Annotated in this window: 24 protein-coding genes and 1 pseudogene; all 25 read right to left on the minus strand. The window is 36.9% G+C overall.

Annotated features, from left to right (window positions below; all coding sequences use genetic code 11):
- Positions 1-148: 148 nt before the first annotated feature.
- Positions 149-742, minus strand: a pseudogene (locus tag DWW85_RS12955) (ATP-binding protein).
- A gap of 174 nt (positions 743-916) precedes the next feature.
- Positions 917-1,168: a hypothetical protein gene (locus DWW85_RS09295; protein ID WP_117808446.1), complete on the minus strand. Its 252-nt coding sequence runs from the start codon at positions 1,166-1,168 to the stop codon at positions 917-919.
- A gap of 272 nt (positions 1,169-1,440) precedes the next feature.
- Positions 1,441-1,989 carry a VanZ family protein gene (locus tag DWW85_RS09300; protein WP_117808447.1) on the minus strand — a complete coding sequence of 183 codons (549 nt, stop codon included), beginning with the start codon at positions 1,987-1,989 and terminating at the stop codon, positions 1,441-1,443.
- Between the two features lie 6 nt (positions 1,990-1,995).
- Entirely contained in the window at positions 1,996-3,408 is a 1,413-nt protein-coding gene (locus DWW85_RS09305; RefSeq protein ID WP_181986549.1) for an oligosaccharide flippase family protein, read from the minus strand.
- A gap of 5 nt (positions 3,409-3,413) precedes the next feature.
- Positions 3,414-4,586, minus strand: a complete 1,173-nt coding sequence (locus DWW85_RS09310; RefSeq protein WP_117808449.1) for a Coenzyme F420 hydrogenase/dehydrogenase, beta subunit C-terminal domain — start codon at positions 4,584-4,586, stop codon at positions 3,414-3,416.
- A 4-nt stretch (positions 4,587-4,590) separates the two neighbouring features.
- Positions 4,591-5,739: a polysaccharide pyruvyl transferase family protein gene (locus tag DWW85_RS09315; RefSeq protein WP_117808450.1), complete on the minus strand. Its 1,149-nt coding sequence runs from the start codon at positions 5,737-5,739 to the stop codon at positions 4,591-4,593.
- 12 nt (positions 5,740-5,751) lie between these two features.
- Positions 5,752-7,203 carry a hypothetical protein gene (locus DWW85_RS09320; RefSeq protein WP_147340907.1) on the minus strand — a complete coding sequence of 484 codons (1,452 nt, stop codon included), beginning with the start codon at positions 7,201-7,203 and terminating at the stop codon, positions 5,752-5,754.
- Between the two features lie 61 nt (positions 7,204-7,264).
- Positions 7,265-7,801: an acyltransferase gene (locus DWW85_RS13050; RefSeq protein ID WP_117808452.1), complete on the minus strand. Its 537-nt coding sequence runs from the start codon at positions 7,799-7,801 to the stop codon at positions 7,265-7,267.
- A 25-nt stretch (positions 7,802-7,826) separates the two neighbouring features.
- Positions 7,827-9,041: a glycosyltransferase family 4 protein gene (locus DWW85_RS09330; RefSeq protein WP_117808453.1), complete on the minus strand. Its 1,215-nt coding sequence runs from the start codon at positions 9,039-9,041 to the stop codon at positions 7,827-7,829.
- A gap of 16 nt (positions 9,042-9,057) precedes the next feature.
- A complete protein-coding gene (locus DWW85_RS09335) occupies positions 9,058-10,320 on the minus strand; it encodes a glycosyltransferase family 4 protein (protein ID WP_117808454.1) in 1,263 nt (420 codons plus the stop codon).
- A 3-nt stretch (positions 10,321-10,323) separates the two neighbouring features.
- Positions 10,324-10,980 (minus strand): SIS domain-containing protein, encoded by a 657-nt coding sequence (locus DWW85_RS09340; protein ID WP_117808455.1) that lies wholly within the window; start codon positions 10,978-10,980, stop codon positions 10,324-10,326.
- A 26-nt stretch (positions 10,981-11,006) separates the two neighbouring features.
- Positions 11,007-12,293: an HAD-IIIA family hydrolase gene (locus DWW85_RS09345; RefSeq protein WP_117808456.1), complete on the minus strand. Its 1,287-nt coding sequence runs from the start codon at positions 12,291-12,293 to the stop codon at positions 11,007-11,009.
- 13 nt (positions 12,294-12,306) lie between these two features.
- Positions 12,307-13,308, minus strand: a complete 1,002-nt coding sequence (locus tag DWW85_RS09350) for a kinase (protein ID WP_117808457.1) — start codon at positions 13,306-13,308, stop codon at positions 12,307-12,309.
- A gap of 108 nt (positions 13,309-13,416) precedes the next feature.
- The gene (locus DWW85_RS09355; RefSeq protein ID WP_117808458.1) at positions 13,417-14,883 is read right to left on the minus strand and encodes a sugar transferase; all 1,467 of its coding nucleotides are present in this window, start codon (positions 14,881-14,883) and stop codon (positions 13,417-13,419) included.
- A 226-nt stretch (positions 14,884-15,109) separates the two neighbouring features.
- The gene (locus DWW85_RS09360) at positions 15,110-16,336 is read right to left on the minus strand and encodes a UDPGP type 1 family protein (protein ID WP_117808459.1); all 1,227 of its coding nucleotides are present in this window, start codon (positions 16,334-16,336) and stop codon (positions 15,110-15,112) included.
- Between the two features lie 21 nt (positions 16,337-16,357).
- Positions 16,358-17,104 (minus strand): glycosyltransferase family 2 protein, encoded by a 747-nt coding sequence (locus DWW85_RS09365; RefSeq protein ID WP_117808460.1) that lies wholly within the window; start codon positions 17,102-17,104, stop codon positions 16,358-16,360.
- Positions 17,105-17,130: 26 nt separating this feature from the next.
- Positions 17,131-17,322 (minus strand): ribbon-helix-helix protein, CopG family, encoded by a 192-nt coding sequence (locus DWW85_RS09370; protein ID WP_008401390.1) that lies wholly within the window; start codon positions 17,320-17,322, stop codon positions 17,131-17,133.
- A 23-nt stretch (positions 17,323-17,345) separates the two neighbouring features.
- Complete coding sequence (locus DWW85_RS09375) at positions 17,346-18,089, minus strand: glycosyltransferase family A protein (protein WP_117808461.1); 744 nt, start codon at positions 18,087-18,089, stop codon at positions 17,346-17,348.
- Positions 18,090-19,562 carry an exopolysaccharide biosynthesis polyprenyl glycosylphosphotransferase gene (locus tag DWW85_RS09380; protein ID WP_242996144.1) on the minus strand — a complete coding sequence of 491 codons (1,473 nt, stop codon included), beginning with the start codon at positions 19,560-19,562 and terminating at the stop codon, positions 18,090-18,092.
- A 71-nt stretch (positions 19,563-19,633) separates the two neighbouring features.
- Positions 19,634-21,067: an Asp-tRNA(Asn)/Glu-tRNA(Gln) amidotransferase subunit GatB gene (gene gatB / locus DWW85_RS09385; RefSeq protein WP_117808462.1), complete on the minus strand. Its 1,434-nt coding sequence runs from the start codon at positions 21,065-21,067 to the stop codon at positions 19,634-19,636.
- 1 nt (position 21,068) lies between these two features.
- A complete protein-coding gene (gene gatA, locus DWW85_RS09390; protein WP_347470679.1) occupies positions 21,069-22,535 on the minus strand; it encodes an Asp-tRNA(Asn)/Glu-tRNA(Gln) amidotransferase subunit GatA in 1,467 nt (488 codons plus the stop codon).
- A gap of 19 nt (positions 22,536-22,554) precedes the next feature.
- Positions 22,555-22,842, minus strand: coding sequence for an Asp-tRNA(Asn)/Glu-tRNA(Gln) amidotransferase subunit GatC (gatC, locus tag DWW85_RS09395; protein ID WP_008401384.1), 288 nt, complete (start codon positions 22,840-22,842; stop codon positions 22,555-22,557).
- A 458-nt stretch (positions 22,843-23,300) separates the two neighbouring features.
- The gene (locus DWW85_RS09400) at positions 23,301-24,509 is read right to left on the minus strand and encodes an NADP-dependent isocitrate dehydrogenase (protein WP_117808464.1); all 1,209 of its coding nucleotides are present in this window, start codon (positions 24,507-24,509) and stop codon (positions 23,301-23,303) included.
- Positions 24,510-24,621: 112 nt separating this feature from the next.
- Positions 24,622-25,602, minus strand: coding sequence for a biotin--[acetyl-CoA-carboxylase] ligase (locus tag DWW85_RS09405; RefSeq protein WP_117808465.1), 981 nt, complete (start codon positions 25,600-25,602; stop codon positions 24,622-24,624).
- A 3-nt stretch (positions 25,603-25,605) separates the two neighbouring features.
- On the minus strand, positions 25,606-26,076 hold the full coding sequence (locus tag DWW85_RS09410; RefSeq protein WP_021944860.1) for a hypothetical protein: 471 nt from the start codon (positions 26,074-26,076) through the stop codon (positions 25,606-25,608).
- Positions 26,077-26,127 lie beyond the last annotated feature (51 nt).

The raw sequence follows: 26,127 nt of genomic DNA on the forward strand, positions 1-26,127 counted from the left end.
ATCCTCGTATGCATTAAGCATAAGTTCATAGTTGTCATTCAGTTCTCTTACGGTATGCTATAGGAGCCAGATATCTTCTATGAGACTGTTGTATTTTCTGATCAAATCTGACTTCGTCAGTTCTGTGTTTTCATCAAGAAAGTGGTACTCATTCATCTGAGGCGACCTCCTTTCCTGAAGTAATCACAGCTGCATGCTCGTCCCGATAAGGGTTGGATGAGTTCATGTTGAGTACGTGAGACATAAATGTCAGACGACCAACCAGAGCAGCTACCATTGTTTTATTTTCAAACATAGTTGTCCATTCAGAGAACTTGAGATTGGTTGATACTATAACGCTCTGTCTCTCTGCCCGGTCAGATATGATCTTGAATAACAGCTCAAACTAATGAAAGTTGAATGTCAGATAGCTGAGCTCGTCAATTATAAGAAGTTCGGCTATATCCAGCTGACGCTCATGCTTCATGAAACTTCGATTGTCCTGAACTTCAATCAGCGAGTTAGCAAGATTTGCCGCAGTGTAGAATTTAACCTTCATGCCCAGGTTGCAGGCTTTGATGCCGAGTGCAATGGACAGATGTGTTTTGCCAGTACCGGGATTCCCAATCATAACTATGTTTTTACGTTTTTTGATAAAGTCACATGTTGCCAGTTCGTTAAGATAAGCTTCATCCAGGTGTTCAAATCTGTGCAGATCAAGCTCATCAAAAGTTTTTAGATATGGAAAATGAGCCGCTTTTATGTGTCTTTGTCTTGTCTACAATCGGTATAGCCTAATGCGATGTATATATGTTCAAAACATGTAGCATCATTCAACATGGGTTATCACCTCTAATACAACGGCAAGTTGCTCTTTTCGGATACCATCAGCAAGTGATATCCTGATATTGCCAAGTTCAATAGTTATACCTGGCAATTAACCCTGTGAAAATCCAGTTGTTGCAGGCTCCTGTTTCGGCTCTTCAAGCAGTGCAAATCCGGATGTATTCTCCGACATAGCTGCCAATGCATTTTTTCTAGCAATCGACAGCCAGTAGAAGTACTGATCTCTCTTGAGATTGTTTGCTTCACAATAATCTTTCACACTAAGTCCGGATGCTGCCCGGTCTGCAAATATCTGTTGCCAGGACGCAAGCCTGAGTTGGCGGTTTTCCTCTCTGGTCGACATAGATGATACCTCCTCTGTAATTAGTAGAAAAAGCTTAAAAAGTGAGAATTACGCTAATTTCACTTTTTACACTTTCCATCACAGAGTATAATGGCATAAAGTGCAGAGATTAACTAGGCACGAGTAGTTTACCATTTACAAACATCTCCTTGTAAGGGGATGTTTGTATTAGATACCCACGGCTGGTTTACCATTTACGATATATATGAATTAACAATGCAAATAAATGATGTTTTTCTGTTTCCATATTCATGATGCTTCTAATAATACCGTCACTTACTATGATAATTTCCTTTACTTATAAGAATTCCAAACATTCCTCCTATAATATTATAAAATATATCAGATAATTGAAAAGTACCAGATACAGTAATAATTTGAAAACACTCTGTACATAATGAGGTCAAAAGAACAATGATAATATTACCTTTAATATTTTTTGTTCTTAATGAATTTATAAAATATCCATATGGTATAAATAAACATACATTTTCAATACAGTCGAGTTCTACATATGAAAATTCTATATTGTATGGCAACCAATTACCCAGTATATTTTCAAATGGATTTATAAAATCTCTTGTAAATACCGTACAAAATAACATAAATACAAGCCATACTATTAAACAACATTCATTTCTGTATTGGTGATTTTTTTTGATATTATTCCATATCGAATATAATTCCTTCTTTATATCTGATAATTTATATTTTCTCCTAACTAGAATTATTAATATAGCCATAAAAAATGTTGCTATAAAATTTCTGTGGAATAATTTTATAATTTTTATTAGAAATGCATAAAAAATTTCATAAATCATCTTCTCTTACTTCTCTATTTTTCTCTTATTTATTCTGCATTTTATTACAAGCACAAAATCTTTAACCATTTCTTTATACATTATAAATATCACTACAACACATATTCCAGATATAATCAAAAATATTCCCTCGCCGATTGTTGCTATACTCTCTATAATCAATAATATTAACGCAAAGAATGTTTTTTTCAAATTTATATTCATACGAACAATCCCTTGCGCCCCTAATAATCTATATATTCCTACTATAATATAAGAAATCATAGTTGCTATAACAGCTCCTTGAATTCCCCAGCGAGGAATCATAAAATAATTAAGAATAACATTTGCTATTGCAGCTACTAAAGTTGTAAGCATAATACTAATATTTCTCTTTGCTGACATATATATTGCTCCAAAGAAATTCGCATATGAGAAAAAAATAGCTCCTACTAACAGAAACGGAACATAAATCCACGATGATCTAAAATCTATTCCTACATATAAATACATAAATGGTTTTATAATTATAATTGTTATCGCAGTACATAAAATCAAAACAAAATTGTATCCATGAAATGTTTTTGAAAAAAATGTACTTTCATTATTTGAATCATATTCTGTTACTGAAGAAATCATCCATGCTTGATTGAATATACTGGTTATACTGGTTATAATAGATGGAATTTTGGCTGCTACAGAATACAATCCAACATCGCCCGCTCCCTTAAAATAATTCAACATCAATCTATCTGACGAATTTGCAACCCACCATGAAACAGCATTAAAAATTAATGGAATAGAAAATGTTAACATTTGCCTCATCAAACTCATATCCAATTTTGTGTATATTATATCCTTCCATATTCCGCATGCAATTCCTAAAAAAATGATTGAAACAATATTAGCAATTATCAACGCATTAAAATATCCTGCTATTCCTTGTTTAAAAACAATTAAAAATAAGCAACTCGCTCCACAAGTTAATAAGGAATACATTAATACATCTACTGTAAATACTATATTTTTTTCAATTGCCTTAGCTTGTAAAGAAAAAATAGTTCTAAACATATTTAATATTATTAAAATAGAAAAATATCCTGCCCAACGTCCTATTGCATTATATATTCCATATACCGGAGTTAAACAACACGATATGACGGATCCTATCCCAACAATAAAAACAGCATTCTTTATTACCTTTTTAGCTTCAATGTCTGGCGCTAATCCAAATCGTAATACAGCATCCTGAATCGATAAAGACAAAAAAGGAATCAGCAAATTAATAGCGGTAACAACAATTTCTGTAGTTCCATATTCTGCTGTTGTTAATGTATTTGTATAAATAGGAACTAATAAAAAGGTTATAAATTTGGAACCAATACTACCAATTGCAAAAATGATTGTATTTGAAGCTAATTTTTTAAATTTATCGTTCACATTAATCACCTAATCTTATCTATCTTTTCAAGCAAGCCCATATAATTTAATATATCTTTAATTATGTATTTTATATGCTGTTTAGCAGATAATGGATAATATCGAGCTTGCAATTCACTCAATTTATAATTATCTATATTCTCAAAAAATTGATTTCTATTAATATTAGGCACTGCTGAATTCAAAACCATTATACCATCTTCACGGACTGCTTGATTATACTCTATTTCTTTAAAAATGAAATCATTACTCAACTGATCAAAAATTTTAATTCCCTTTGTCGAATTTATAAAGACATTTGTTGCGCCTTCATTATCTAATCCTACATCAGGATCTTGTGCATGCCACGCATCAAACAAAGTAAAATCAGATACTCTTCCTAAATCTTTAAAATTACATTGATAACAGGATGGTCTAGAACAAATTTCAGCAAAAAAAGTACTTAAATATATATCAGGAGGTGTCATCACCTTATTTGATCCATCTTCAAAATATACTTTTATTCCCGATCTATGATATCCCAAAGTCTTATCTCTAAAATTTACAAATACTACTTTCTTTTTATATTTACATTGAATTTCGTTTATGTACTTTTCCCATACTTTAGGCGAAGGTACACCATGGCACACCACCCCAACAGTTATTAAGTTTTCAGGAATTTGTCCCAAAAATTTAATTAATCCCTCTATCTGGCATGGCGTACCTGCAAAACAAGCTACTTTTTTTTCATCCAAGTCCTTTTTTATCTGTCTATAACACCATCCTATGTCACTTTGAACATATTTAGATCCCCTTGCTAAAGCTAAATCTTCACAGCTTGTAATTTGAGTATGATTTACTTTCATTTTCTCATTAAACATTGGCGCATAAACAATTCCCCCTAATACTAATATGTAGTTTGCAATACACGAAAAGAAACCTCCAGATGTACTTTCCCTTTTAATTATTTCATTCTTATTTTGTACCACATATGATTTTAAAATTTGAATTTCATTTTTATCTTTATTAATTATAGGACATGTATGTTCACACTTTTTACAATTAATACATAATGTATCATCTATATTAGGATACAAAAATCCCTCTTTATCTGGTAACATTGATATACATTGCTTTGGACAAATATTTGCACAAGCTCCACACCCACAACATTGATTTTTCTCACTTAATATTTGCATCTTTCTAATTCCAATCTATAGCATCTTTTAAATATGTTAAAGAATTTTCACGCAACTTTAACAATTTACGATCAACATCATCATAGTTTGTAATGGTTGCATTCATTATTTCATCATTATTCATTCTGTTTTCTAAACCTAACAATTTCAACAATGAAACTAAGCGTGTATTTGTTGATTCTTGAACTTCTTTTTCATATCTACTAAAAGTAAAAAAATCTTTATGATTAATTATAGAAAAGACTGTCCCATGAAACGAATCTGTACAAACATATTCTGCATACTTTATTAAATTAATAAACTCTATTGGTCCTATATCATATGGTGCGTAATCCCCAAAATTTTCATCCTCAGGTATAAATTCATCCAAATGTTTTAATACTATTATTTTATATCCTGTTTTCTCTTTTAAATTTTCAGCAAACTTTCTTTTTTTCTGCCCCTTAGCCATAAAATAGCAAAAGATATATTTTTCCTCAATCATTCTGTTTCTTTTATCTAGATTATCCCATTCTTTTCTGGTTAATAATAAAGTGGGATCTAGTACTATTTCTGCATTTTTCCCAGAAATTTCTTTAACAATATTTACCCCAGACAATTCTCTAACGGAAATACCATCCATCTCCATTAAAAATTCTCTCGTTTTCTTTCTTATCATTGATGGAATTGTTGATACACCAAAACTTGTAGCATAAGACACTTTCTTTATACCTTTAGGAACCCACGTTAACGTATAATAGTCTTCTTCTATATTTTCTGGAAGCCATAGCTGATCACTACCTACAATAATTGTAGAATACTTTAAAGACTGTTCTTCTAAATGCTTTCTATCCTTAATTTGCTCAGAAAACCTAATATGATCTTTTATAAACGAATCAAAAGCCTGTATTCTATCCTTAACCCCCTTTTCATATTCTTCAGATTTGTGTAGTTCTTTTTTATTTATGTATTTATCTATCTTTGCTTTTCGAACACTGGGATATCTCAATTTATGTAAAATAATATTCAATCTTCTTAATAAAGGTTCATTAGCGACAGAATAATTGATTGTTTCATTTTCCATATTTAATTTATCTAATATATTTTGTGTCGCATATGATTGCAATGCACTTCCATAATTTTTTACCCAAAAACACGTTACAAGACCTATCATTAATAAAACCTCCTAATCTTCCATGATACCTATTCTATCAAATGTATAATTGTTTCCTGCAAATTTTGAAATTATAAGCATTGGCAAAATTGTACTTAAAAATCTAGACAATAAAACTGTTGGATAATAACAAACTGGTGTCATAGATGTATAAATTAATAACAATGCATACGCAGCGTATGCGAACATATCTTTAGACTCATTTAATTTTTTCTGTGTTTTTAACGCTATTATCACTATCCCACAAGTAACTGCAGGCGCAAAAACACCTAAATAATGATATGATTGTATGATACCAGGACAAATTGTATATTTCACTCCATTACATGCATTATACAAATCGCTAAGTCTATCCCCTGATAATCCAAACAATGTGCTATGAAATGGTATAGCTTCATAAATATCAAAAAATAATGTATTTAAAACATTATGATCTACTATATTAAATCCACATGCAATATTGGTTATACCTGGAAAATATATTTGAAACATATCACTCAGTATTTCATAAATATTCCCTTTTCCAATTGAAACAGTAAATGCAACAGATATAAAATAGTAAACTACAATAATTGTACCAACTATAATCAGCATTCTCTTCATAAAACTTCTATATTGGGGAAATATCTTCAACATATAAATTCCAATTATCATACATGTTATTAATATATATATATTTTCATTTAATATCATAGCAAATTGAACTATACATAAAATAGTTCCTATTATAATGCATATAAATTTATCACCTATTTTTTTTCTTAATATGTATAAAACAAAACATGGAAAAAGAATTCTTGTAAAATCAAAAAGAACATTAAAAAGTGTGAACAAAATTCTATCTTTTGATCCAGCCTGAGCTTCCATTTTTGCTAAAAAATAGCTGTCTGTAGACAATAGTGAAGAATCCCACAACGCTGTATACGAATTTCGTATCAGGGGAGACATGGTATACGCCAATATACAAAATAAAACACAAAACATCATAATAAATCCTACATATTTGTATTTACTTTTTTTATATACCCCTTTCCGTATAGATGGTTTAAAGAAATGTAATTTTCCCAATTTTAAATGTATTTTTCCATAATAATTTAAAACAATATAAACACAACAAGTTTCAAATATCATTAATGAAATTCCTGCATTAATATTTTTTTCGGATAATTTATATAATGTTGCAGTATATCCCCCTTTGTAAAGAAAATATATAGCTACAGACTCTCTAATAAAATATAATAAATGAATTATTAATTTTGCAAGATTATGAGAAAAATCAAAAATGTTATTATAAATTCCATATGAAAAGAAATTAATAATTGCAAATGATAATGGAAGAAGAGGTAACCATGTATAATAACTTGGCTTATTTTTATCTAACGTAACAACCATTGAAATAATTATACTAAAAACCGTTATGAGCATCCATATTACTTTTTCAAATTTTATTTTCTCTTTATTCATTATTGTCAATATGTAACTGTTTAAAGTTTACAATCACATTTACTCCTTTTCCAAAATATAATTAATGGAGAATAGTTGCCTTTGGCAAACAATAATCAAGGTCCTCCCTACGTTTTCTTATTGCTTTTGCCGGAACCCCACCAACCATCGTATATGGTAGAACGTCTTTGGTAACAACTGCACCAGCTGCTATTACTGCTCCATCTCCAATATTTACTCCCGGTAATATAATTGCACCTGTACATATCCATACACGAGATCCAATAGAAATTGGTTTAAATTGTGCAGTAACATAATCTGTAGAATCTACATCGTGAGTTCCGGTAATAAATTTTGTATAGCTGGAAATATTTGTATTACTACCAATTTTCAATCCGCCTCTACCATCTAAATGACAAAACCAACCTATCGATGTATTTTCTCCTATCTCTATTGAATATGGAGCTAATATATCGGCTCTTCGAAAAATCACCGAATTCTTCCCTATTTTCATTCCCATAGCTTTATAAAAGCCTCGTCTAATAGTTCTACTTGGAATTTTATTTATAATCATATTCCCAAATATTATGTTTATTGCTGCATTTATCTTTTTTAACATAAATTCACTCCTGTTAATCTGCGAATTATTTATATTCTTCCAATATTTTATTATATTCTTTAATCAAATTACTAGCATGAGTCTTTTTAGAATATGTATTTCTATTAAAACTGTGCAAAATATTTTCCTGCAATTTTTTTGATTTCAAATCCAATAAATCCAACTTACGTATTAAATCATTCACATCTCCATTTTTAAAGATATATCCATTAAAACCATCATTAATATAATCTTGTCCTGCACATGCATCAGACACTATACACGGCAAGCCATATTTTCCCATGACCTCTGGAATTGTTAACGGTGCTGCTTCATACCATACTGAAGGAAAAACTAACCCTTTTGCCTTTATAGCATATTTATCTATTTCTTCTGATTTCTTCCATCCTACAAAATTAACCATAGGATATTTTTTTACCAAACTATCCAATATTGGTCCATCTCCGATTACTATACCTTTACTTCCTCTTAATTTCATTGCCTCACAAAAAATTGGAATTCCTTTTTCCTGCGATACTCTACCTATAAATAAATATATATTATTATTCTCAACATTTGAATTCTCAACATTCTCAACATCAATTGGATTAACAACATAATGTTCTTGAATCGGCCAAACTAATGCTTGTTTAATTTTAACTTTGCTAAATTCTGAAATGAAGAAATAGTGCAAATCATTTCCCTTAATAAATTGTCTGTTTATAAATTGTCTTATAATTCTAAATGCTTTAAATACATATTTTTTTTTGTCACAGTTTTTTACAATACATTTACATCCTAAAGGTTTACATGAACAAATTTCATTCTTTCTAAAATCATAAAAACATCCATTAGGACATACAGTTCCATAATCATGTCCTGTGATTACTACTGGAACATGGGCTTTTTTAGTTGCTTTAAAAATAGAAGATGATAGAATTTTACTCCATGCATGGCAATGTACAATTGTGCTTTTTTTATCTAATTGTTGCAACAATCGATATAATTTTTTTTCAGCAAATTTATTATTAATTCCCTGTAATAATCCTTTCATCCTATTTCCTTGCGTAATATCTCCTTGGTCTGTAGATACAATTTTAATTTTTGAACTTTTCAGTTCATCACATACAGGCCCCATTCCACAAAAAAAGAAAACATTTATCCCTTGATCAGCCAAAGCTAACGCACTCATTATCGCTACTTTACCTGCCCCACCATTAATATATGCAAAATCATTTATAACAACAACATTTTTAATCATACGTATTAATTACTCCTTATTGAATTTCGCCAAATATTTCAGCAAACTTCTCTTTTGCAACTTTCCATGTAAAGTGTTCCCTTACAAAAATACTACCATTCTTACTTAGCGATAATCGTTTGTTCTCATTTACCAAAATCTCTAAAATAGCTTTTGCAAATTTCTCGCTTGAATCTGCAACAATCCAATCCCTCTCATTTCGTGCATTGATATTTTCAGCTCCTATAGATGTCGTCACTACCGGAAGCCCCATTGCCATTGCTTCAAGATTTTTAGTTTTTATTCCACTTCCGAATGTCATTGGACATACAAAAACACTACACTCTTCAAGATAATCTCGTACATCTTCAACCCTTCCTGTAAATATTACATATTCTGATTGAAGTTTTAATAAATCTTCAGAAGCTCCTCCACCAACAACTAAAAATTTTGCTTTGGGATATTCAAACAGAATTAAAGGCAATATTTCTTTAATAAAATAACGTACTGCAAATTCATTATGCGCAACACCCAACGCCCCAAGAAAAGCAATCTTACCTTCTTCACTATTCTTATATCTCAAAGAAAAATAATCTACATCTACTCCTATTGGAACTGCACATGCTTTATTTTTATGCAATTCTTTGTTTAATATATCTGCTTCTTGTTGTGCCACAAAAATAGTTTTATCACATTGTTCTGAAATTTCAAGTTCATAGCGTCTTAATAAATTAATTTCATTCTTTACAACATAAACTTTTAACGGTTTCCACAACATTATTTTCTGAATCATTTTAGGTAAAGTATTTAAAAAAGCTCCATATGGATTTATTCCAGTTATATCATAATCTAGCTGTCTTTGATATCTTAAAGAAATTCGATCGTCTAAATCAGCTATCCGAAAAGCATTATAATCTCTGATATATTCTGTGCTACGCACCATATCTCCAATAATTATATCTGGTTTTTCCTCATCTACTAACATGTCAATAATTTTTTTTGCTTCTGGATTCCAATAAAGTGAAACTTGCATCGGTTTTCTTTTTAATATTACTGAATCAATAAGAATATTTTTAATTTTTGTTATGGACGCAGGTTTTGGCAATATCTCCATTCTATCAATAAACTTTGGTTTTAAATTAGGATTGTCTTCTTTTTCAAGAAACGCTGCTACTATCAGCTTATACCCAAGCTCCTCTGATAAAATTCTACAATAATGATACAATGATGTTTTTCTTCCTGATGTTGCCGGAAAAGGTAAGCGCGGCATAACAAATAAAATTTTTTTTGATTTAACCATTTTCTATACCCAAAAAAATTTATCTTCAAGCATCAAACACCAACAATGATAAATTGGCAAATGAAGCTCTTGAATCATATATGTTTCTGTTTCTGGTACTTTAACTGCAACATCTGATATCTTGGCAAGTTCTCCACCATATGCTCCGGTAAGACCAATCACCTTAATTTCTAATGCCCTAGCAACTACTGTAGCTGATATTACATTTTTGCTGTTCCCAGAAGTAGAAATTCCTAAAAAAACATCCCCTTTTCTTCCAAATCCAAATAACTGCTGTGCAAATACACCTAAACCATCTACATCATTAATATAAGCAGTAGTCAGTGCTTCATGTGCCACTAACGGAATTGCCATTAATGAACATTCAAGATTATTTGCAAGCTGTGCTCCTCGCTCCGGATCAATCGCAATAAGTTTTTCTGCAAATTCCTTTTTCACTGGACGTGGAGTTTTAAATCTTTTCATCAATTCACCTGCTATATGCTCTGAATCTGCTGCCGATCCACCGTTTCCCGCAATTAGCAATTTTCCATCATTTTCATAACATTTTTCCAAAACTAAATATGCATCCACAATAGACTGTTCAATATTTTTTAAGGTAGGATATCTTTTTACTAACAAATCAACATGCTTTTGTAATCTTTCTTCTAGTTTTCTCATTGCTCTAAAACTCCTTTTTTTACCAATTACAACACTCTATCTACAAACTCTTTTAATGATGAGACTGTATAATCCTGTTGATAATCCTGATTGCCAATTAATACCGTTTTGCATCCAGCATTTTTCCCTGCCAAAACATCATTTTCACCGTCACCTATCATCCAAGATTTCTCTAAATCTACATTAAAATCTTCTGCTGCTTTCAGAAGCATCCCTGGCTTCGGTTTTCTACATTCACATTTTATTTTTAATTCAGGTCTTTCTCCTTCATATCCTTTATGCGGATGGTGTGGACAATAATATAGACCGTCTATATATGCTCCATCTTTGCCCAATAAAGTTTCCATCTTATTATGAATTTCATCTAATTCATCAAAACTCACTTCACCACGAGCAATTACTGGCTGGTTTGTTACAACAATTGTTAAATATCCAGATTCATTCATTTTTTTGATTGCCTTGGATACTCCATCAATCAATTCAAAATCATTAATATTTCTTAAAAATCCAACATATTTGTTAATCGTCCCATCTCTATCAAGGAAAATTGCTTTCTGCTTATTCTTTAAATTTTTTCCCTGTACATGTCCAGCTTTAAAATCTTCACATACTGCATAGTATCTATCTGGTGTTCCCATATCTTTTACATATTCTGGGCTGTCATAGCAAAACATTTTTCCTGTTCCGGATAAAGGTTTTAAAAGCTGTCTATCTAAATCAATTTTAGGAGTATCAATATTTTGTTTCAAAATTTCCGGTGACATCACATGAATACCAGCGTTTACTCTATTTTTATAATACAATGGTCTTTCATCTTCTTTTGCCAGCCACTTCTGTACAATACCATTTTCATTTGCTATAATCAGTCCACTATCATACGGATGACTATTAGGATGAGTAAATAAAGTAACCAGTCCACCATGGGATTTATGGAATTCAACAAAACGATTAAAGTCCACATCAAACATAGCATCTGCATTTAAAAGTAGAAAATCTTCTGTCAGCTTATCTTGAATCTTGAATAAAGCTCCTGCATTTCCTAATGGCTCTTTTTCAAAATAGTATTCAATATTCACTCCAAAACCTTTACCTGTTACTGGTGAAACACCACTTCCATCACCAAAATAATCCATTATTATATTACCCAAATGACTCACAGTGAGAATAATATCTTTAAATCCTTGATCTCTTAAACATTCAATTTCATGTTCTAAAACAGGTTTTCCCTCAATTTTGATCATAGGTTTTGGAATATCACTGGCAACTGAAGAAATTCTTGTTCCCTTTCCACCAGCCATAATTACAACTTTCATGTTATATTTCTCCTTACACTAATGGTTCATATGATTCTGGAGTGTAATGAATAACTCTTGTCCCTCCATCTTCAAAAGAAAATGGAATATACATTAATTCCCTCATTGCAGCTCTGACTTCTGCCTGTTTCTCTGGCTGTACATAAAACACTAAGAAACCTCCACCACCTGCACCAAGTAATTTCCCTCCTAATGCACCAGCTTTGATTCCTTTTTCATACAGAATATCTATATTGCATGTAGAAACTGCATTTCCTGTTTGTCTTTTTAATTTCCATGTATGATCTAGCATTCGTCCAAATTCGTCTAAATCGATTGTTTTATCTGTTAATACCTTTTCCGCATCATCTACTAAAGAAAGCATTTCTTTAAGCTGCGCTGTCTTGTCTACTTTTCCTGCTGCATTTGCTTTCTGAACATCCGATGAAAAACGTGTAAAACCAGTAAAAAACATCATCAAATTCTGATTAAGTTGTTTTTTTCTTTCTGGTGAAATGATTAACGGAAGAACATCATAGCCTTCATCTGTAAAATTAATACGATTAAAGCCACCAAATGAAGCCGCTATCTGATCCTGCCAACCACCAGCTTCCTGACATAACTCTCTTTCCAAATAAATCGCTTCATCCGCCAGTTTTCTCTTATCAGCATATTTTCCCTTCAAAGCATAAAAAGCATTTAACATACCCACTGCAAAAGAACTACTTGTTCCTAATCCAGAACGTGCTGGTAAATCAGCTTCATAGGTTAAACGTATTTCATGCATGTCTAAAAATTTCATCGCATTTCTAATTGCAGGATGTTGAATATCATCTATATTAGTTACTCGTTCTGTTTTTGAATATGAAAGTTCGGTTGAATAATCAAAAAAGCGAGGCAAATGACGCACATTTACATAACAATACTTATCAAAAGTTGTCGATAACACAGATCCCCCATTTTCATTAAAGAACTCTGGCATATCCGTTCCACCGCCAAAAAAAGACATTCGAAATGGCGTCTTTGTAATAATCATATATTTGTTCTCCTCTCATTTCTGCACGATTTGTTTTTATTTATCTTAATCTCATTATAGCAAATGCAGATTAATCTACCTTTATAAATTAACCTGCACTTATTTCTATCACATCGACCCTTCGCCCTTCAACACAACACCTACTGTCTTGAACAGTATCTTGATGTCATTTACAAGGCTCCATTCATCGATATACTTACGGTCTAATCTTACAACCTCATCGAAATCCGTGATGTTACTTCTTCCACTGACCTGCCAGAGACCTGTGATTCCCGGCTTGATCGCCATACGTCCTCTGTGATGGGCAGAATATTTCTCCCATTCATCCTCTGTTGGCGGTCTGGTTCCGATCAGACTCATATCACCCTTTAACACATTGAAAAACTGCGGGAATTCATCGAGTGACCAGTCACGGATCCTGTTTCCGATCCCCTTCTTGATCGTACCATCCGGCAGCTTCTTGCAGCCGATGATTCGCGGATCATATTCCATCTTGAACATCATACCATCCTTGACCTGATTCTGCTCCATCAGTTCGGCTTTTCGTGCTTCCGCATCCATATACATACTTCGGAATTTATAGATCTTGAACTTCTTACCATTCTTACCGATACGGTACTGGGAGAAGAAGATCGGTCCCGGTGATGCGATATAGATACATGGTGCAAGAATGATCGTAAGGATGCCTGTAAAGATACATCCCACAATTCCTCCAAGGATATCGATTGCACGCTTCACAAATGCCTGATACGTTGTTATATATGTAGTGCTGACGGTCAGTACATGATGACCAAGCTGTTTATCGAATACATACTGATAATCGGAAAGCTCTGCCGGAACACGCACCCGCACATGAACCGTGATTCCCATATCTGCAAACTGTCCCAGAAGATTCTCCGGAATATGCTTCTCAAATGGTATATTCACATAAACCTCATCTACCCAGCCATGCATGATCTGTTCCAGAACTTCGTCTGAATATGTATATATGCTAAGCTCCAAATCTGCATATTCTGTATTGTAGTTTTCTGCCTCATCCTCAGTTGCATCTAATAATACAACACCTGCAACCCGATACAGATTATAGTATTCTGTATCCATTTCTGCAAGTAACGCATTCAGGTATTCTTTGACTGCCACAATTACAATGGATTTTTTTGCCACGCGATGTCTTCGTATATATTCCTTCCAGAGAAGCGTGACCACATAACCTATAGCCAGATATATCATGCCAAATAAAGCCATAACTTTTCTGGAATAAGCCGCACCCATCTTCATCATGAACAGAACGAATACTGCCAGAAGTACAACCAGTACAGACTGCTTCACAGACGCAACAGCTTCACGGAAATATCCCCGTTTCAGCACGCCTTTATATATATGACATACTATGGTAACTAATAATTGAAATAATGTCAGAAGTACGGCTATTGTCCGATATAACTTACTATGATACGGATTTTCTGTTCCCATCCGTATAAAATACGCCATACAATAAGATGCATGCAGTGCTATCAGATTCAGCACTGTAAAATCAAGATGCTTTAACCAGCCCTGAGGCTCTTTTCTATACATTCTATTCCCTCATTCCCTCATAAATGTGTTCATCATGTATCTTTATCAAGTCAAGCTATATAAATATAGTTGTTAATGGTTTAGAAATCCTTAACGCTTCTTAACCACTAACAACTATAATTCAATTTTCATTAAAAGTCAATTTTCCAGGCTTAAGTTGAATGTAGAAATTTCTGAAAATAATACTGTTATTTTAGGCAATTTTTTCAAAGTATTCGACGCAGTTCTACAACTTATATCCATTCTTCTTTAACAGCTCTCTCGCCGTCTCCGGTGAATCCACGCCCTCTGCATTCTTGATCGGTGCAAATTCATACTCTCTGATAACTTCAAATGGTAAGCAGTCATTCATAAACTGAAGCATATCAAGTGCAAGAGTTTCAAACTTATAACCATTCGGCTCCGCAGGCTTTACCAACTCTTTTTTCTCATTCATATATGGAATAACTTTCTTCGCAGCATGAAGCGGCATATTCTCGTTTAAGAGCACCTTCAACTGATCAACTGGGAAAATATAATTTAAGATCACCCCATAATTATAAGCATACTCGCCCATAACCGTTTTCTTATACCGCATCTCATCTGACAATTCATAATATTCTACTATGTAAGGCTTATTGTCTTTCTTACACAGCACGCCTACCCGTTCATATGGATCTGCTTTCTTTACGACTTTTGCCGCCGACTGGTAATCTTCCATCATCATCGAACCAAGGAATACCGGATCTGCAATCTTCTGTAACACATTGTCCACGGCAAATACATTGATGTACCGAATGCCCTCTTTATCAAGCTGTTCTACCAGTCCTGCCCGTTTCATGGATGAGAACCAGCCACCATTTCCATTTGGTGACAGGCAGATCTTTGATGGTGCTTCCATCAATATCTTTCCATTAAAATCAACGGATGGTACAAGCTCCTGTTTGAAGAAATGCAGATACTCCTCCTTATATCCAAAATTCTTATGCTCTACAAAGAAGGATGTCGTTGCTTCGTAGTTCTTATCACTGGTCATGATATAGAGATGGATCCATCGTCCAAGTGTCCTCACAACAGTCAGGATCGTTTTCACCTGACATTCGAATATATAAAGGTCCCTTGTCTGCCCAAGATTATAGGTTCCTTTCGGTCCGTCAAACCCCAGTCTGGTGCCCTGACCTCCGGCAAGCATAACAAGAGCGAGCTGTCCTTTCTGGATCGCCGTTTCACCAAGCACCTTATAGGCAAATTCATATTCCTTGATCGTGTCAAGTGTCAATGCCTCTGTTGGTGTGATCGTTTCTTCCTTACCGGCTGATTCTTTCTCTTTTAATACATCAAATATAGAGAAGTCGATCTCTTCAATCTGGGAAAGCAGGCTCTGCTTCTCTTCATCGTTTAATTCATCATAATAGGCAAGCACATGCTCCTGCCCGTACTTTTTTAGCACTTCTAAAGCGTTTTCATATGTCATATAATTTTCCCTCATTTCACACTATCTATAATTTTTAACTCGTTTCTTCACCGCAACCGTCTCACCAAACACTTTGAATACATCCTTTAACCCGATCCTTCTTCCGCCCTTGCTGTCATCCCGGCTGTAGTTCAGCTCGATCGGAGCTTCGCAGATCTTTCTGCCATCTTTTGCTGCCATGGCAAGGATCTCAATATCAAATGCATATCCTTCTGCCTGCATCCGGCTGACGATCGGTTTGATCACTTCTTTTTTGAATAACTTAATACCGGTCTGTGTATCGTGGGTGTTCAGATGGAACATCATCTTTAACATCAGATAATATCCATAGCTCATGATCTTACGCAGCATCGGATAATGGAGCTTCGACTCCGGATGCAGCTTGGAACCGATCACGATATCGGCATCCTGCTCCTTCATATCCTTTAAGAATCGTTTCAGCAGGATCGGTGGCAGTTCCAGATCGGAATCCAAAAATGCGATGTATCGTCCCTCTGCTGCTGCGATCCCTGTCCGGATGGCATGTCCTTTTCCACCATTTGGCTGATATGAGATTCCTCTGATATGAGTATCCTGCATTTCTGCCCGGCGGATGCACTCTGCGGTGTTATCTGCACTTCCGTCGTCAACTGCTATGATCTCATACCGTTTGACGAAACCGGACAGCACTCTGCTGGTTTCAAGCAGATTATCTGTTATATGTGCTCCTTCATTATAGGCGGGCATGACGACAGATAGTGTCACATCCCCTTCCTTATTTGTTTCCATGGTCAACGTTCTCCTGTCTGACAGTCTTATTCTTCTATGTTCGCCTGTTTTACGATACCGTAGACTGCCTCTCTGACGATTTCTGACATGGATACACCTTTTTGCTTTGCATACTTTGACAGCAGTTCATGTGTATCTGTGTCGATCCTAAGTCTTAGAATTGTGTCTTTCCGTTTATCGGTCGGTCTTCCCGGACCTCTCTTGATTTCCTCTGCCATCTCCCTGCTCCGTTTCTTTTTATTTAAAGAAAATATTTCTTTACTCCATGTATCGCATATCCTGCAAAATATCCAAGTGACTTCACTGTTCCAAATCCCATCTTCCGGTATACCTGATATGTCATCTTTGCAGAATGTAATTTGGAACCTGATTTACTGTTCTTCACCATCCGGTAAAGCAATAACGGTTCATTGATGCCTGCTGCCTCCCCGTATTTCTTAAGGATTTGCAGCCAGCAGATATAATCCTCGTGAGCATCATCATCCCCCATCGGGAACTCTGCTGCCACCTCCCGCTTCATCACTACGGATGAGCAGTTGATCACATTCCCATACAGCAGCATCTTGTAAGTGATGTTCTCCGGTACCGGTAAGATCCGTCCGGTATGGGTTCCGTCCTCTTCCATCAGTTCTCTGGCAGTTGAGGATAATACCACTCCGGTCTTCTTCATAACAGCAAGCTGCTTTGAGAGCTTTCCCGACCGCCAGATATCATCGGAATCTAAGAATGCTACATATTCGCCCTCTGCAAGCTGCACACCTTTATTTCTCGTTGCTGCTACGCCAAGATTGGTTTCATTCTTATATAGTCTGACCTGTGGATTGCTTTTATATTCTGCCAGACACTCCGTCAGATCCTCCGGTGAACAGTCGTTGATCACGATGATCTCTGATATCACATCCTGACAAAGTGCGGAATCGATTGCCTGTTTAATTGTTCTGCTGCAATTATATGCCGGAATGATCACGGATACTTCTGGTTTCATTTATTTCTTTTCCTCTACACTATAGAAGGCATCCTCGGCTTCATCATGCGGATGCTTGATGCCTGTTTTCTTTGTCTTGTCTTCGCGGATTGCTGTCGTCTGATTTGCATCAATTCCCTCTGTATTCTCCTTCTGGAATAAGATCTTGAAGGTCAGCAGGATCAGCTTCAGATCCAGCCATAAGGAATACTGCTCATAATATGTCAGGTCAAGCTTCACCTTATCTCTCGGTGTGGTGTTATATTTACCGTAAACCTGTGCATATCCGGTAAGTCCGGCCTTCATCTTCAGACGATAGTCGAATTCCGGGAAAGTCTCCCTATACTGTGCTGCGATCTCCGGACGCTCCGGTCTAGGGCCTACGACTGACATATCGCCCTTTAAGATATTAAAGAGCTGTGGCAGCTCGTCTAAGTGTGTGGCACGGATCACACGGCCAACCGGTGTGATTCTGTCATCATGCTTTCTTGCAAGCTGTGCGCCATGTTCCTCGGAGTCCATCCGCATACTTCTGAATTTCATGATCTTGAATACCCTGCCATTTAAGGTCAGACGATCCTGTTTATAGAATACAGGACCTCTGTCATAGAGCTTGATCGCAAGTGCGATCAGGATCATAAACGGTGAAAAGATAATGATCATGATCAGGGATACGATGATATCCATCAGACGCTTGAAGATCATATCTTCTCCTGTCAGTCCCTGGTTTCTGGATAATAATAACGGTGTATCAAACAAATGGATCGGTTCTGCTCCTAAGATAATGATATCCGATAACTTCGGTACCACATACGAACGGATCGAATGCTCGAAGCAGTATTTTACCAATTCGTTTCTGATATATGCCTTTGTCTCACAAAGGATAATACCATCGTACTGTAAGATTTTTTCTTTTAATGCTTTCTCACCTTCACTGACATGAATACGGTCAGCAATGATGTATTTGTCTTTTCTGGCATTGATCTTATCAATGAATTCGGTCGGTGTCTTATATCCGTAGACAAGCAGTAAATGTCTTGGAGGATAAAACTTACGGTACATCATCCTACAGACAAATACCCATATAAATATAACTATGATCTCTAAGAATGTAAGCTCGATCATGTTCAGTGCCGGCAGATAATTACGGGCAATGATACACAGCTCGACATAACCTACGATATTTGCACAGACCAATGATAATATCTGTGAAAAGAGAACATCCATCACCCGGAGGAAGCCTACTTTATAACCACCATACAGCTTCGTAAACAGATAAATGATAATCGCATACATACCGATTACCGCCCAGTTACCTTTGTTCCAGAACGGAATCTGGATAGCCTGAGTATTATCTGCATATTCGGTATACCACATTCTCGCAAACAGCAGTACTTCCGCAGCTAACAGAAGCACGCCTTCCGAAAATGTGATAATACGTTTGTAAATGTCTCTCTTTCTCACATGTCTGGTTTCTTCCATATCAATCTCCATCCCACCATGAGAGGTGGTCACCAGGTGGATATGCCACCTGCTTTCTCTTCATTTTTTTCTATTGGTATCGATTATTTTAACAGTTCACGGAGCATCTGGTTTACGGATGCCGGATCTGCCTTGCCCTTCATTGCTTTCATGGTCTGTCCAACCAATGCGCCAAGTGCTTTTTCTTTTCCGCCACGGAAGTCTTCGATTGCTTTTGGATTATTGGCAATAACTTCTTCTACGACCTTGCGGAGTGCACCTTCATCATTTACGGTGGCGAGTCCATGTTCTTTTACATAGCTTTCCGGTTCAATATCATCTGTAAATATCTTCTCAAATACTTCCTTTGCGACATTGCTGTTGATGGCTTTCGCATCTACCATCTGTATCAGCTTTGCAAGGTGCTCTGCGCTGAATGACAGCTCATCTGCATCGATGGAATGTTCTTTCATCAGACGCATGGTCTCTCCCATCAGCCAGTTGGATACCTTCTTCGGATTTGCTCCGAGAGCGATCGTCTCCTCGAAAAGGTCTGCCATCTTCTTTGTATTTGTAATGATATCTATATCATAGTCTGGGATATCATACTCTTCTTTATACCGGATCTTTTTCTCATCCCGGAATTCCGGCTGACGGCTTCGGATCTCCTCCATCCACTCGTCACTGATCTGTACCGGTACAAGGTCAGGATCAGGGAAATAACGGTAATCCTGTGCATCCTCTTTGGAACGCATCGGATATGAATATTCCTTGGTATCATCCCATCTTCTGGTCTCCTGTACAACCTTTTCGCCTGCTTCGATCAGATCGATCTGACGTTCTCTCTCATTCTCGATCGCATGGGCGATAGCCTTGAATGAGTTCAGGTTCTTTGTCTCTGTTCTTGTTCCGAATTCTTCTGCTCCGGCTTCACGAACAGACAGGTTGACATCGGCACGCATCGAACCTTCATTTAACTTACAGTCTGATGCTCCGAGATACTGGATGATCAGACGTAATTTCTCAAGATAAGCAATTACTTCTTCCGCAGAACGCATATCCGGCTCAGATACGATCTCGATCAGAGGTACACCGGAACGGTTGAAATCGACCAGTGAACTGTCTGTATATGGATCATGTACCAGTTTACCTGCATCCTCTTCCATATGGATCTCATGGATCCTTACGAATTTCTTCTTGCCCTCTACTTCGATCTCTACCTTTCCATTTCTGCAGATTGGGTAGTACAGCTGAGAGATCTGATAGTTCTGTGGGTTATCCGGATAGAAATAATTCTTACGGTCAAATTTACAGTTCTGTGTGATCGTACAGTTGGTTGCAAGACCGACAGCAACTGCTTTTTCTACTACCCCTTTATTCAGTACCGGAAGGGAACCCGGCATACCGGTACAGACCGGACATGTATGTGTATTCGGTGCACCACCAAATGCGGTACTGCAGCCGCAGAATATCTTCGTCTTTGTCGCAAGCTCTACATGAACCTCCAGACCGATCACGGTTTCGTATACTTTACTCATCTTACAGACCCCTTTCTGCTACAGCGGCAGGCTGCTTGTACTCTCTTGTCTGCTCAAATGCATATGCCGCCTGAATGATTGCTTTCTCGTTAAATGCATCTCCTACCATCTGGACACCGATCGGCATGCCGTCTTTGTCGTACCCGCATGGAAGGGAAATACCCGGAAGTCCTGCAAGGTTAACCGGAACGGTGTATACATCGCCCAGATACATCTTGATCGGATCGGATAAAGATTCACCCATGGTCAGTGCAGTTGTAGGTGCAACCGGACCGAGGATGATATCGTATTTTGCAAATGCTTTATCATAAGCCTGTTTGATCAGGGCTTTTACCTTAAGTGCTTTTACATAGTATGCATCATAGTAACCGGATGACAGGGTAAAGGAGCCTAACATGATACGTCTCTTTACTTCTGCGCCGAAGCCTTCGGAACGTGTCTTTTTATACATGTTGTGAAGGTCTGTGTACTCTGCTGTACGATAGCCGTATTTTACGCCGTCGAAACGTTCCAGATTCGAGCTTGCCTCTGCGGATGCAATGATATAATATGCAGGAATTGCATATTCTACCATACCAAGGTCAAATTCCTCCACGATCGCACCTTTTTCTTTTAAAACTTCAGCTACATGGCACACAGCATCCTTGATCTCAGGATCCAGTCCTTCTGTGAAATAGTCCTTTGGAAGTCCGATGCGCATACCTTTTACATCGTCCTTTAATGCGCTTGTAAAATCATTATCCATACGTTCTACAGATGTAGAATCTTTCTTATCATACTGGGAAATGATCTCTAATATCGTTGCACAGTCTGTTACATCCTTTGCAAGTGGTCCGATCTGGTCAAGAGATGAACCATATGCAACCAGACCGTATCTGGATACTCTGCCGTAAGTTGGCTTGATTCCTGTTACACCACAAAATGCTGCCGGCTGGCGGATCGATCCACCGGTATCGGAACCGAGTGCACACGGTACTTCTTCTGCTGCAACAGCGGCTGCTGATCCACCGGAAGAACCACCCGGAACTTTATTTGTATCCCATGGATTCTTTGTCTCGCCATAATAAGAAGTCTCGGTTGTACTTCCCATCGCGAACTCATCCATATTTGTCTTGCCTACGATCACGGCTCCTGCTTCCATTAATTTCACAACAGCATCTGATGTATAGGTCGGTACGAAGTTTGATAAGATCTTGGATGCGCAAGTGGTAAGTACACCGTTCTGACACATATTATCCTTGATCGCGATCGGCACACCTGCCAACGGGCCTGTCAGCTCGCCGCTGTCGATCTTCTTCTGTATTTCTTCTGCCTGTTTGAATGCACCTTCTTCATCTACGGTGATAAAACAGTTATATTCTTTGTCGTATGTCTTTATATTCTCGATGCAGGCTTTGGTTGCTTCCATAACGGAGATCTCTCCGGCCTTGATCTTCTTTCCAAGCTCTACTGCTGTCATACTCATCATATCCAATGTCCGTTACCTCCTAATCAAATGTTCTTGGCACCTTATAGCAGCCATCCTTCTGCTCCGGTGCATTTGACAGCATATTCTCTCTGTCGTCGCCATTTGTTACTTCATCTTCACGGAATACATTATTATAAGAAAATGTATGGCTCATTGCTTCCACATTCTCAGTGTCCAGTTCGTTTAACTTACTTACATAGTCAAGCATATCTGACATATCTTTCTTTGCCTGTTCCTTCTCCTCATCGGAAAGCTCAAGCTTCGCCAGAATACCTACATAATCGATTGTTTCGTCTGTAATAACCATGGTATGTCTCCTTGTCTGGTTTTTATTTATAGTACCACAAAATTAGTTAGAGTGTACCACATAACTCTTTTCTTTGCAAGTCTACATAAAAAGGAAGGCATACTGCCTTCCTTTTTTCTGTCTTTGTAGCCATTCACACCTCATTATATGCAAAGAGGAGTGTGATGAAAACCACACTCCTCTTTGTATTCTTCATAAAGAGTTTTATGCTGGTTGTCAGCCTCGATATCCAGTTAAGATATCTAAATCGGCGTGGAAATCATTAAGTCCCCCACGTGGACTACAACCATATCCTGATTGCACGGCTCGATATCAATTAAGATATCTAATGAAATGGATTTTTTACCCTGCTCCATTTGCAGCCCAACTTTTTACGATGCTCTTTCATCGAGAATATCTCTATTCTTATATTTATAATACTCAAATCATATTATAATAACAACATTTTTATAGTTATTTTATAACATACCTTCCAATGTCTCACGGATTGCTTTGATGAAGTTCTCGCTGTTTAATACAGTTGGATTCTCAAGGGTTGTGATAAGTGCAAGATCCTTTGTCATCTTTCCGGATTCGATCGTAGCGATCGTTGCTTGCTCAAGCTTGTTTGCGAAATCAACCAGAGCATCAATACCATCCAATTCACCACGTTTTCTGAGTGCGCCTGTCCATGCAAAGATTGTTGCAACAGAGTTTGTGGATGTTTCTTCACCCTTTAAGTGCTTGTAGTAGTGTCTCTGAACGGTTCCGTGTGCAGCTTCGTACTCATACTTTCCATCCGGAGAAACCAGTACAGATGTCATCATGGCCAGTGAACCAAATGCGGATGAGATCATATCACTCATTACGTCACCATCGTAGTTCTTGCATGCCCAGATGAATCCACCCTCGGACTTCATTACTCTTGCTACAGCATCGTCGATCAGTGTATAGAAATATTCAATACCTGCTGCATCGAATTTCTCTTTGTATTCTTTATCAAAGATCTCCTGGAAGATATCTTTGAATGTATGATCGTATTTCTTTGAGATCGTATCCTTGGTTGCAAACCAGATTGTCTGCTTGATATCCAGCGCATAGTTGAAGCAGCATCTTGCAAAGCTTTCAATTGACTTATTGATGTTGTGCTGTCCCTGGATCACACCCGGTCCGTCGAATTCATGGATCGTCTCTTTGATCACTGTACCATCTGCACCTGTGAATACCAACTCAGCCTTACCGGTGCCCGGAACCTTGATCTCTACGTTCTTATATACATCACCATATGCATGTCTTGCGATTGTGATAGGAGCCTTCCAGTTCTTTACACATGGCTCAATACCCTTTACGATGATCGGCGTACGGAATACAGTTCCGTCGAGGATCGCACGGATCGTTCCATTTGGGCTCTTCCACATTTCCTTCAGATCATACTCTGTCATACGTGCAGCATTTGGTGTGATCGTTGCACATTTAACAGCAACACCATACTTCTGTGTCGCATATGCGGAATCAAATGTTACCTGATCATTTGTCTCATTTCTATATTCAAGTCCCAGATCGTAATACTCGGATTTCAGATCGATAAATGGATAGATCAGTTCATCCTTGATCATCTTCCAGAGAATCCTGGTCATCTCATCTCCATCCATCTCTACTAAAGGGGTAGTCATTTGAATTTTTTCCATCTTGCTCGTTCCTCCATGTTCTTTTATTATAGTTCTAATTACTTACCTATTTTTATACACGCCTAGAATTATACATGAAAAATGTTGCTATTTCCAGTTTTTTGAAAGTTTTTTACACATATCCGTAAATTCCGCGCACGGACACTTCCCCGGATATAATGATCGACTCCTGTCCATCTTTATCCTTTACACGAAGTCCTCCATTTGGTGCAAGTCCGAGGGCTGTGTATTCTGTCCGGTTATATCCTTCGATCACATAGACCTGTTCATCCTTGTTCACAAGGATGGAATTATATTCATCCAGCATGAACTGAAGATCCTGACATTTGACAAATGCGTCATACAGCTCTTCAAAATGATTTGCCACACTGGCGACCAGTTTGCTTCTGTCACAGCCGGTTCCGTTTTCCAGCTTGATCGATGTCGCCTTATCTGCCAGTTCTTCCGGAAATTCCATCATGGATACATTGATGCCGATACCTACAACTGCATATTTGATATCCATACCTTCCGAACTCATCTCTGTAAGAATGCCACAGATCTTCTTGCCGCCGACTACAACATCATTCGGCCATTTGATCTGTGCCTGTAAGCCCGCTGTATCGGCAAGAGCACGCGCCGTTGCAAGTGCCGAAAGGATCGTAAGTCTGGATACATTCTCGATCGGCACATCCGGACGGAGCAGAAATGTCATGGCTATGCTGGTTCCCTTCGGGGTGCTCCATGCCCTTCCTCTTCTTCCTCGTCCTGCATTCTGTTCGTTTGCAACAAACAACGCTCCGTGTGTTCCATCTGTCTCTCCTGCAAGCTTTGCCCGTATATTTGTGGAATCCGTCTCATCATAATAATACAGTTCTCTTCCGATCACCGATGTCGTGAGTGCTGCCTCTATCTTCTCTTTCGTAACGATATCCGGCTCTCCGACCAGCCGATAGCCTTTATTATTTACAGCATCTATAATGTAGCCTTCTGCCTTTAAGGCATTGATGTTTTTCCAGACAGCGGTTCTTGAGACACCTAATTTCTCACAGATCGCCTGACCGGATATATAATCACTGCTTGTCCGAAGCAACGCAAGGATTTTTTCTTTCATGATTTACCTTCTTTCTGTCTCACTTTCCTGATAAATTCCCATCTTCTTTAATAAATGATAATAGATCGCATCGCACTTATCACGTTTTCCGCTGAACGGCAGTACGAATTGCTCTTTTCCTATATCGATCTTCAATATGTAATATGGCAAATGCGGATCCGGAATGACCAGATTCACATTTGTAATCTTCTCATATGGAGTATGATAAGATTTCTTTCCCTTTTCTATGATCAATTCATCGTCTTCAAAATGATAGGTCAGATCAAATGCCGATTTTCGAAATGATGATTTCACCAGCACCAGTCCGTATACTCCAAGTGCAAGACCAAATGCCAGCTTAAAAATACGACCACCGGTACTGCCATGGGATTTGATCATCAACAGGATAAATGCTGCTCCGATAACAACAAAAAATACACCAACCATCCGGTATGCAATTCTGGTTGCTCTGTTTTTCTTTACGGTATGCTGCATGTGTTTTCCTCGTTCTTTCTGTATATTTTCTGTTCTCTATTATATTTTCTA

The organism is Clostridium sp. AF17-21AC (assembly GCF_003461365.1).
GTDB lineage: Bacteria > Bacillota > Clostridia > Lachnospirales > Lachnospiraceae > Coprococcus > Coprococcus ammoniilyticus.

Coding starts and splice junctions, on each gene's coding strand:
- DWW85_RS09295 (WP_117808446.1), bottom strand. CDS start 1,168: ATGTCGACCAGAGAGGAAAACCGCCAACTCAGGCTTGCGTCCTGGCAA.
- DWW85_RS09300 (WP_117808447.1), bottom strand. CDS start 1,989: ATGATTTATGAAATTTTTTATGCATTTCTAATAAAAATTATAAAATTA.
- DWW85_RS09310 (WP_117808449.1), bottom strand. CDS start 4,586: ATGCAAATATTAAGTGAGAAAAATCAATGTTGTGGGTGTGGAGCTTGT.
- DWW85_RS09315 (WP_117808450.1), bottom strand. CDS start 5,739: ATGATAGGTCTTGTAACGTGTTTTTGGGTAAAAAATTATGGAAGTGCA.
- DWW85_RS09320 (WP_147340907.1), bottom strand. CDS start 7,203: ATGAATAAAGAGAAAATAAAATTTGAAAAAGTAATATGGATGCTCATA.
- DWW85_RS13050 (WP_117808452.1), bottom strand. CDS start 7,801: ATGTTAAAAAAGATAAATGCAGCAATAAACATAATATTTGGGAATATG.
- DWW85_RS09330 (WP_117808453.1), bottom strand. CDS start 9,041: ATGATTAAAAATGTTGTTGTTATAAATGATTTTGCATATATTAATGGT.
- DWW85_RS09335 (WP_117808454.1), bottom strand. CDS start 10,320: ATGGTTAAATCAAAAAAAATTTTATTTGTTATGCCGCGCTTACCTTTT.
- DWW85_RS09340 (WP_117808455.1), bottom strand. CDS start 10,980: ATGAGAAAACTAGAAGAAAGATTACAAAAGCATGTTGATTTGTTAGTA.
- DWW85_RS09345 (WP_117808456.1), bottom strand. CDS start 12,293: ATGAAAGTTGTAATTATGGCTGGTGGAAAGGGAACAAGAATTTCTTCA.
- DWW85_RS09350 (WP_117808457.1), bottom strand. CDS start 13,308: ATGATTATTACAAAGACGCCATTTCGAATGTCTTTTTTTGGCGGTGGA.
- DWW85_RS09355 (WP_117808458.1), bottom strand. CDS start 14,883: ATGTATAGAAAAGAGCCTCAGGGCTGGTTAAAGCATCTTGATTTTACA.
- DWW85_RS09360 (WP_117808459.1), bottom strand. CDS start 16,336: ATGACATATGAAAACGCTTTAGAAGTGCTAAAAAAGTACGGGCAGGAG.
- DWW85_RS09365 (WP_117808460.1), bottom strand. CDS start 17,104: ATGGAAACAAATAAGGAAGGGGATGTGACACTATCTGTCGTCATGCCC.
- DWW85_RS09370 (WP_008401390.1), bottom strand. CDS start 17,322: ATGGCAGAGGAAATCAAGAGAGGTCCGGGAAGACCGACCGATAAACGG.
- DWW85_RS09375 (WP_117808461.1), bottom strand. CDS start 18,089: ATGAAACCAGAAGTATCCGTGATCATTCCGGCATATAATTGCAGCAGA.
- DWW85_RS09380 (WP_242996144.1), bottom strand. CDS start 19,562: ATGGAGATTGATATGGAAGAAACCAGACATGTGAGAAAGAGAGACATT.
- gatB (WP_117808462.1), bottom strand. CDS start 21,067: ATGAGTAAAGTATACGAAACCGTGATCGGTCTGGAGGTTCATGTAGAG.
- gatA (WP_347470679.1), bottom strand. CDS start 22,535: ATGATGAGTATGACAGCAGTAGAGCTTGGAAAGAAGATCAAGGCCGGA.
- gatC (WP_008401384.1), bottom strand. CDS start 22,842: ATGGTTATTACAGACGAAACAATCGATTATGTAGGTATTCTGGCGAAG.
- DWW85_RS09400 (WP_117808464.1), bottom strand. CDS start 24,509: ATGGAAAAAATTCAAATGACTACCCCTTTAGTAGAGATGGATGGAGAT.
- DWW85_RS09405 (WP_117808465.1), bottom strand. CDS start 25,602: ATGAAAGAAAAAATCCTTGCGTTGCTTCGGACAAGCAGTGATTATATA.
- DWW85_RS09410 (WP_021944860.1), bottom strand. CDS start 26,076: ATGCAGCATACCGTAAAGAAAAACAGAGCAACCAGAATTGCATACCGG.